Annotated in this window: 5 protein-coding genes; 3 read left to right on the top strand and 2 right to left on the bottom strand. The window is 62.0% G+C overall.

Annotated features, from left to right (window positions below; genetic code table 11):
* The first annotated feature begins 158 nt into the window (after positions 1–158).
* A complete protein-coding gene (locus DBR24_RS11370) occupies positions 159–2,516 on the top strand; it encodes a fimbria/pilus outer membrane usher protein (protein ID WP_128614788.1) in 2,358 nt (785 codons plus the stop codon).
* Positions 2,516–3,484, top strand: a complete 969-nt coding sequence (locus DBR24_RS11375) for a spore coat U domain-containing protein (RefSeq protein WP_128614789.1) — start codon at positions 2,516–2,518, stop codon at positions 3,482–3,484. The genes DBR24_RS11370 and DBR24_RS11375 overlap by 1 nt, the downstream gene beginning before the upstream one ends.
* Positions 3,485–3,573: 89 nt before the next feature.
* On the opposite strand, the gene DBR24_RS11380 is transcribed toward DBR24_RS11375, so the two are convergent.
* Both DBR24_RS11380 and DBR24_RS11385 read right to left on the bottom strand, forming a co-directional pair.
* Positions 3,574–4,329 (bottom strand): anti-sigma factor, encoded by a 756-nt coding sequence (locus DBR24_RS11380; RefSeq protein WP_128614790.1) that lies wholly within the window; start codon positions 4,327–4,329, stop codon positions 3,574–3,576.
* On the bottom strand, positions 4,326–4,832 hold the full coding sequence (locus tag DBR24_RS11385; RefSeq protein WP_128614791.1) for an RNA polymerase sigma factor: 507 nt from the start codon (positions 4,830–4,832) through the stop codon (positions 4,326–4,328). Before DBR24_RS11385 ends, DBR24_RS11380 begins: the two co-directional genes overlap by 4 nt.
* 270 nt (positions 4,833–5,102) lie before the next feature.
* Between DBR24_RS11385 and DBR24_RS11390 the strand changes: the two genes are divergently transcribed.
* The coding region (locus DBR24_RS11390; protein WP_128614792.1) for an AMP-binding protein at positions 5,103–6,274 on the top strand (1,172 nt) is incomplete at its 3' end.

A 6,274-nucleotide genomic window follows, 5' to 3' on the forward strand; every position in this document is an offset into this window, starting at 1 on the left:
GAGCCGAGCACCGCCGGGCGACTGCTGTGCAGCCGAACGGGGATAAATCCCCTCGCCACAGATAATCCCGTTGCCACAAGGAATGAGTCACCTCGCAACCCCCGGTTTCGGCAAAGCAATTCAGGAGGATTCAGTCCATTGACGGACGTCAAACGTGTATGAGCCCAGGATGGGCTCGCCGTCTCCAGCGTCCGTTGTGGCTCATGACCGGCGCGTGTTGCCTGGTGTTCGTTCAACCGGCCGGGGCCGGCGAACTGCCGCCGCCCCCCAGCGGTATGGAGGCCGTCAGTGATGCACAGTTGTTTCTGGAACTGGTGGTCAACCAGATGAATACCGGGCGTGTCGTGGCCGTGGAGCAGCGTGGCGGGCGCCTGTTTCTGCCAGCCACAGCGTTGCGCGAAACCGGCATGAAATTGCCGGACAACATCAGCGCTGAAGTCGATCTCGACAGCTTGCCCGGGCTGCACAGTGATTACGACAGCGTCGGCCAGCGCCTGCTGCTGGACGTGCCGCCGGAGTGGTTGCCGGAGCAGTTTATCGGCAATCGCGAGGCCTATCCGCGGACGCCGGCGCTGAGCAGTTTCGGCGCGTTGTTCAACTATGACCTGTACTTCAACGACACCGATGATGCCGGTACTTACCTGGCCGCGTGGAACGAAGTGCGGCTGTTTGACAGCTGGGGCACGCTGTCCAATACCGGGCAATACCGGCGCACCTTGTCGGGGGATTCGCTCAGCACGCTGAACGATGGTTACCTGCGTTACGACACCACATGGCGTTATTCCGATGACGAGCGAATGCTCACCTACGAAGCCGGTGATGTGGTCAGCGGCGCCTTGCCATGGAGCAGTTCGGTGCGCCTGGGTGGCGTCCAGTTCTCTCGCGATTTCGCCGTGCGTCCGGATCTGGTCACCTATCCGTTGCCGCAGTTTGCCGGCGAAGCAGCGGTGCCGTCTTCGGTGGACCTGTTTATCAATGGCTATAAGTCCAGCAGTGCGCAGCTGCAACCGGGGCCGTACACCCTGACCAATATTCCGTTCATCAACGGTGCCGGGGAAGCGGTGGTGGTGACCACCGATGCGCTGGGGCGGCAGGTGTCGACCACGGTGCCGTTCTACGTCACCAGCAGCCTGTTGCAGAAGGGTTTGAGTGACTTTTCCGTGGCCGCCGGGACCTTGCGTCGTGACTACGCCCTGAAAGATTTCAGCTACGGCCCGGGCGTGAGCGCTGGCAGCCTGCGCTATGGCGTCAGCGACAGCTTCACCCTCGAAAGCCATGCCGAAGCCGCCGACTCGCTGACCCTCGGCGGTCTGGGCGGCAACCTGCGCCTGGGCAATTTCGGCGTGCTCAACAGCGCCGTCAGCGAAAGCCGTTTCGACGGCGAGGGCGGTCAGCAGTTGAGCCTCGGCTATCAGTACAGCAATCAGCGTTTCAGCTTTTCTTACCAGCGCCTGCAACGTCACGCTCAGTACGCCGACCTGACTGTGGTCGACAGCCCTTACATCAGTCTCAGCCGCCGCAGCGAACAGGCCACCCTGAGCTTCAACCTCGACCGCTGGGGCAGCCTCGGTGCGGGTTATTTCGACGTGCGCGCCGCCGACGATTCGCGCACGCGCCTGCTTAACCTCAGCTGGAGCAAGCCGCTGTGGCGCAACAGCAGTTTCTATCTGTCGGCCAATCGCGAAATCGGCGATAGCAACTGGGCCGTGCAGGCGCAACTGGTGATTCCGTTCGATCTGCGTGGCAGCCTGGCGCTCAGCAGCGAACGCAGCAAGACCGGGCAGACCCAGCAGCGCGTCAACTACAGTCGTGCGGTGCCGACCGAGGGCGGAGTGGGGTTCAATCTGGGCTATGCCAAGGGTGACGGGCCGGATTACCGACAGGCCGACGTGACCTGGCGTCTGCAATCAGTGCAATTGCAGGCCGGTGTCTACGGCACCTCCGACGCCGAAACTCGTTGGGCCGACGCCAGCGGTTCGCTGGTGTGGATGGATCGCCAGGTGTTCGCCGCCAATCGCATCGACGATGCGTTTGTCGTGGTCAGCACCGATGGTTTCGCCGACATTCCGGTGCGCTATGAAAACCAGCAGGTCGGCCAGACTGACAAGAACGGTCACTTGCTGGTGCCGTGGAGCAGCGCCTATTACCGCGGCAAATACGAAATCGATCCGCTCAACCTGCCAGCGAACGTGCGCAGCCCCAACGTCGAGCAACGCATCGCGGTGCGCCGTGGCAGCGGTTATCTGCTGGAGTTTGCGCTGACCCGGGTCAGTGCCGCGAGCATCGTTCTGGTCGACGCGCAGCAGCGCGAACTGCCGCTGGGCGCAGGCGTGTTGCATGACCAAAGCGGCACGCGGACGGTGGTCGGTTGGGACGGACTGGTGTATCTGGAGAACCTGCAGGCGCAGAATTCGCTGCAGGTGACACTGGCCGACGGCAAGACCTGCCAGGTGCAGTTCAGCGTCGATCTGAATCAGGACCAGGTGCCGTTGATTGGCCCGTTGGTGTGTCAGTGATGGCCGCGCGGTTGTGCCTGTGGCTGATGCTGATGGTGCCAGGCGCGGCGCAGGCGCTGTGTTCGGTGGTGGGCACCACACCGGCGGCCTTCGGCACGATCAGTTCGATTGCCGTGCGCACCGTTTCGCAGCCCAGTTCCACACTCAATGGCGGATTGAGTTGCACCGGTTCGCTGTTGTCGCTGTTGACCAGCAGTGATCATTTCTGGGGCACGGTGTCCTCGACGCAAAGTGGGCTGGTCGGCCCCACGGGTGACGTCATCAGTTACACGATCTACGCCAACAACAGCACCAGTTACCCGCTGACGCGCGGCACCGCCTTCGACTTTGCGCGCAATGGCATCATCGACGCCCTCGGCCTGCTCAACGGCACGACACCGAAAACCGTGCCGTTGTACCTTGGCACGACCATTGGCAGCAATGTGGCGGCCGGGGTGTACACCGAGACCCTGAGCATTTTCTGGAACTGGAATTACTGCTCGGGCATCGGCATCGGTTCGGTGTGTGTCGGTCGCGACATCAACAGTGGCACGACGACGTTGACGGTCAACCTGACCGTGTCCAACGATTGCACGATCACCGCGCCGAACATTGCCTTCGGCAGTGCCCCGGTGGTCAGCGCTTTCACGCCGGTCACCGGGCAGACCATCAACCTGGCCTGCACCAAGGGCAGCGCCTACACCGTGGGTTTGAGCGACGGGCAGAATCCGCTCAGCACCGGCGGGCGGCGGCGGATGATTTCCGGGAGTAATTATCTGGCCTACGACATCTTCAAAAGCGCCGGCAGCACCCGCTGGGGCAGCGTCGGCGCGGCGCGGCGGGCGAGCACCGATGCCGAGGTCAATCCTGGCAACGGGCTGGGCACGGGCAGTCAGATTTTCAATTACAACGCGAAGATCTACACCGACCAGGCCACGCCGCCGGCGGGGACGTATGTGGACAACGTGGTGCTCGACGTGGGGTTCTGAGCAGACACGGACTTCTCCTGTGGAGTAGACAGTGTGGCTGATCCGACGCCATCGCCAACAGATCGGCTCCCACCGGTTTTTCGGCATTTTCAGAAGGATTGGGACTGCTTGAGCAATGAGGTGACCGGAGTGTCGACCGGGCTGACCATCGCATAGTTGTACCCGCCGCCCGACCAGTATTGGGCCTGCAAATCCCCGTCACTGCGGCTGCCCCGTGGCAAAAAGGTGTTTTTCGGTCCCGGCGGGCGCACATAGAAACTCACCTTGTGCCCGCCACCGTCCTCATAGATCACCATCGCCGCCGGGCCCTCATCGGTGCTGAGCAGTCGCCCGCTGACCGGTTGAAAGCCTGCTGCCGTCAGGTCCGGCAGGCGACTGGCCCGGGCGAAATAGCGGTCGAGCCAGCGCTGCATATCGCCGTTGTCAGCCACCTTGTAGTCCGCCGGCAACATGCCTTGCTGGGCAATCAGTCGATACGCCTGCAACGCGTCGGTCATCGGTAGCAGGGACGGGCGCACAAGGGTCATTTCCCGCGCCTGCCAGCCACTGAAACCGCCAATGCCCACGGCCATCAACAAGACGGCGGCGCTCGCCAGGTGCCGCTGCGTCTGGCGCTTGCGGCGCTGCCGGATCATCGCCGGGTCGAGGGCCGGATTGGCCGGTTGCAGCAACGCCCCCCCCAGCGCCGCCCGCAATTGCTGGGCATCCTGTTGCCAGGCGCGAACCTGGGCCGCTTGATCCGGGTGACTGGCCAGCCAGGTGTCCAGTGCACGCCGGTCGGCGTCGCTGAGCTGGTGGTCGACATAAGCGTGCAAATCACGCTCGCTGGGAGGCAGGCTGATCATTTGAGTATCCGCAAAGAAGGGCTATTGATTTCGCCGTCGCTGAGGAGGCGCAAGGCCTGGCGGGCACGGGACAGACGCGACATCACGGTGCCGATCGGGGCGTCGAGAACCTCGGCGACCTCTTTATAAGTCAGACCTTCCACCGAAACCATGAGCAGCAGGGCGCGTTGCTCGGTGGGCAGGCGATCAAAGGCTTGCAGCGTCGATTGGGCGATGACCGTGCGTTCGACCGAAGGTTGGGCATCGTCCCGGCCGGTAAAGAATTCGAGCATCCGCGCATAGCGTCGGGAGCGCCGATAGGCATCGAGAAACTGCCGGTAGAGGATCGCAAACAGCCAGGCACGCACATCACCGTCGGCGCGTTTGTCGCCCCAACTCGACAGGGCCCGTTCAAGGCTCGCCTGGACCAGATCGTCGGCGCTGCTGCTGTTGTGCGTCAATGACACGGCAAAGCGGCGCAATCTGGGGATGAGTTCACGCAGTTGTTCGTCGAGTGCGTTCATGCCGAAGTCTTCATGGAGGGTAATGCTCTGAGGCGCAAAAAACAGCGTCGGGAAGCAAGACGCTCCTCGTCGAAGGTTATTCCAGAGAAGGTGCTGTAAATCTTTTTCCTTTGCTTTGTAGGATAGTTCGTCGCGATTTGTAGTGCGTGTAATGGTTTTCGTATTCCCGGATCAACCCGTTTGAAAGGCGCGTTTCCCGACGGTGCAATCAATGCCCCCGACGGACGTGACCACCAAAAATGGTTGAAATCAGAAAACGGGAGTTTCCTCATGCAAGCGTTCGCGATATCTAGCCGGTCCCTACGAGGCTTTGCACCCGAGGTGACCGTTGAGCCCAATCCCTGGCAGCGTTTCGGTCGAGGCCCGCAAGTCGCGCCGGAGGCGCCATTGATTCATCGCGCAATCGAAGCGCAAGCCGTTGAACGGCCCGAAGCTGTCGCGGCGCAGCATCAGGGCCAGTCCATCACTTACGGCGAGTTGAACCGCCAGGCGAATCGGCTCGCAACGACGCTGCTCGAACACGGTGTATTTCCTGGCGACCACGTGGCGCTGTTTGTCGAGCGCTCGATTCCGATGCTGGTGGGCATGCTGGCGGTGTTGAAAGTCGGCGCTGCTTACATTCCTCAACACGTGAGCATCACTCCCGCTGCGCAGTTGCGCCACATCATGACGGTCGCCCGGGTGCGGGTCGTGCTGACTCTGTCTGAACTGGCGCAGGCGATTCCCTTGGACTCGGAGCAACAGTGCATTCATCTGGATGAAGTCATCCGTGCTGACACCGTGGCCGAAGACGAACTGAACATCGGTGGCGCAACGTCGTCAGCGGATTCATTGTGTTTTGTCCTGTTTACCTCGGGCACCACCGGACTGCCCAATGGCGTGCGCGTGACTCAACGCAACGTGTGCAATATTTTGCTGACCAGCCCCGGTGATCTCGGGATGCGCCCGGGGTTGAAAGTCGGACAGATCCTCAACATCGCGTTCGATATGGCAGCCTGGGAAGTACTGGGTTGTCTGGCCCACGGTGCAACCCTGCTGATCCGGGGCAAAGACATCGCGCAGACCGCTGAACACTGTGATGTGCTGATTGCGACGCCGTCGATTCTCGCCACCCTTGATCCCGCCCGTTGCACCCGGGTGAAAGTCGTCGCTCTGGCGGGTGAACCTTGCCCGCAACCGCTGGCAGATCGCTGGGCGAAGCTCTGCACGTTTTACAACGCCTGTGGGCCCACCGAAACCACCATCGTCAATACCATGCAGCACTATCGGGGTTCGGGGGCGCTGACGATCGGCAAGCCGACGCCCAATAACACGGTGTATGTGCTTGATGAAGCAGGGCAGCTGTGCGGACCGGGCGAGCAGGGTGAGATGTGGGCGGGCGGGGATTGTGTGACGGCGGGTTACCTGGGCAATGCTCAATTGACCCGCGAGCGGTATCAGCC

Source organism: Pseudomonas sp. HMWF006, assembly GCF_003061205.1.
In the GTDB taxonomy this organism is placed as follows: domain Bacteria; phylum Pseudomonadota; class Gammaproteobacteria; order Pseudomonadales; family Pseudomonadaceae; genus Aquipseudomonas; species Aquipseudomonas monsensis.

What these genes read in the sequence shown, in the direction of transcription:
- DBR24_RS11370 (WP_128614788.1), top strand. Translation starts at nt 159, where the DNA reads ATGAGCCCAGGATGGGCTCGCCGTCTCCAGCGTCCGTTGTGGCTCATG.
- DBR24_RS11375 (WP_128614789.1), top strand. Translation starts at nt 2,516, where the DNA reads ATGGCCGCGCGGTTGTGCCTGTGGCTGATGCTGATGGTGCCAGGCGCG.
- DBR24_RS11380 (WP_128614790.1), bottom strand. Translation starts at nt 4,329, where the DNA reads ATGATCAGCCTGCCTCCCAGCGAGCGTGATTTGCACGCTTATGTCGAC.
- DBR24_RS11385 (WP_128614791.1), bottom strand. Translation starts at nt 4,832, where the DNA reads ATGAACGCACTCGACGAACAACTGCGTGAACTCATCCCCAGATTGCGC.